Origin of the sequence: Gordonia sp. (in: high G+C Gram-positive bacteria), from assembly GCF_049299075.1 — a bacterium.
Classification (GTDB): Bacteria; Actinomycetota; Actinomycetes; order Mycobacteriales; family Mycobacteriaceae; genus Gordonia.
Genome location: NZ_JBAQWU010000319.1, coordinates 1 through 2,011, shown reverse-complemented (window position 1 = coordinate 2,011; position 2,011 = coordinate 1). Strand labels below are relative to the sequence as shown.

At 66.2% G+C, this 2,011-nt stretch carries 1 protein-coding gene; it reads right to left on the bottom strand.

The window, feature by feature from the left end; genetic code table 11:
* On the bottom strand, positions 1–1,765 hold a 1,765-nt coding region (locus WAW85_RS09870; protein ID WP_422559441.1), incomplete at its 3' end, for an IS1634 family transposase.
* Positions 1,766–2,011 lie beyond the last annotated feature (246 nt).

The window sequence follows — 2,011 nt, the reverse complement described above, 5'->3', positions numbered from 1 at the left end:
GTATCGCGGTATTGAGCAGGTCGAAGGCGCGGCGTTGGTCGGTGGTGGGTTGGGTGAGCAGGGGCACCTCGGTGCTGGCGCCGTGGTAGCGGACGTCGTTGCGGGTGAGTGTGGCCAGGTGGTCGAGCAGGCCACGGAAGCTGCGTAGCGGGTTGCCGTCGGCGTCGTGGTTGCGGGATGCCTTGGCATCGGCTTCGGGTGAACGCTGTGCGGGCGCGACCGGGTTATCGCGTTGGGGTGGATGTTCGTCGGTGAATGTCATTGGCGCCCAGGCCTTGCGTAGGTGCCAGATGAGGTAGCAGGCGAGCAGGCAGATCAGCACGTGGGCTTTGACGCGGTTGTCGAGTCGGTGGTGGATGGGTCGCAGGTCGAGATCGTCGGTTTTGATGATGCGGAAGTCGCGTTCGACGTTGGCGAGGTTCTTGTAGCCCTCGACGATCCCGGCGGGGTCGAGGGTGCCGGCGTCGACGCTTGTGCGCAGCACGTAGATGCCGTCCAGTTCGGCCTCGGCGTCGATGCGGGCTTGGTCGCGACGGTAGGTGAGGGTGGTGTCGGTGATGGTGGTGTGGAAGTGCTTGCCCATCTTGTATTTGTCGATCACCTTGCCCACCGCCTTGCCGATCCCGCCGGCGCCGGTCAGGGTGCCGCGGGTGACCCGCTCGGCGATGCCGGTGAGCAGTTTCTCGGTCGCGGCCAGCAGCTCTGAGCGTTTGCGGGTGCGTTCGGCCGCCAGCGCGGGGTTGCGGCAGGCGATCAACCGTTCCCCGGGGTAGTCGGGGTGGTGGATCTCGGCCAGGTCCTGGGTGTCGAACAGGCTCATCTGCAGCGGCCCGTCGTCGCGGGCGAGTTTGGCGATCGCGGGCGCGCGCAGCGCGGTGATCCAGCCGAAATCGGTGGCGGTGTCGGGGTCCTCGTTGAGTGTGCGCAGCGCGTCGATGCGCGCGGAGGTGATCATGCCGCGATCGCCCACCAACACCAACTTCTGGATGTCCAGCTCGTCGCGGATGACGGTGACGATTTGGGTGAACGCGTCCGGGTCGGCGGTGTTGCCCGCAAACACCCGCACCGCGACCGGGCGGCCCGCCGGGTCGGTGAGCACCCCGTACTCGATCTGCTCGCAGCCCTTCTTGCCGTCGCGGGAGTAGCCGCGCGCGGCCAGCTCGCAGCACCGGCCGGTCACCCACGCGCTGGTCAGGTCGAACAACGCCATCCGGCCCGGATTCGCGTCGGGGGCAAGGTGTTTGGCCGCGAGCTTGCGCTCGATCGCCTCCTGCCGCTCGGCCAGCCAGTCCATCGCGGCATAGACCTCGTCGGTGGACGCGCCGGCCACGCCCAGGTCAGTGCCCAACGTGGTGTCGGGCCACCAGGCCAGCGTGGATAGCTTCGGCTTAGGCCGCACAACCCGCGAAATGACCAGCGCGAGAACAATATCGCGTCTGCGGCCTGCCGGGCCCAGCAGCGCGGGCAGGCCCAGCTGGCGCGCCATCGCCGCTACCGCGGCCACGTGCCCATGCGGCAGCGACCGGGTGATCGCGAACTCCGAACCGGCCGGCACCAGCGTCTGGCCCTTCAGCGTCGCCTCGATCGCGTCGATCGTCTCCGGCGGCAGCATCGACAGGTTGGCCACGGTCTCGTTGCGCACCGCGGCGCCGTCGCGGTAGGTGCGCCGCAGGTAGGCCGACGTGTACTCGCGGCGCTGGCCCTGCTTATCCACGTGCGTCTTCCGAACTCTGACTACGTGAACCCGGCCCTGCTTACGCGGCATGGCCAGAATCATATTCGATTCCAACCCATTCGCGAAGACGACACGCCATAAATTCTGACTACACACCCATAGCGGTTCACCGGCGTCCATCCAGCTCAGCAATCAGACCACGCCCGCAAGCCGTCGCAACTTCGGCCTAGCAATACATTTGGCGAATTCTAAATGTTCTAGTCCATTTAAGCAGATAAGCAATACATAGGTTTCGAGTATGCCACCGGGATCCGGCAATTCCTGACGAGCCAGGCT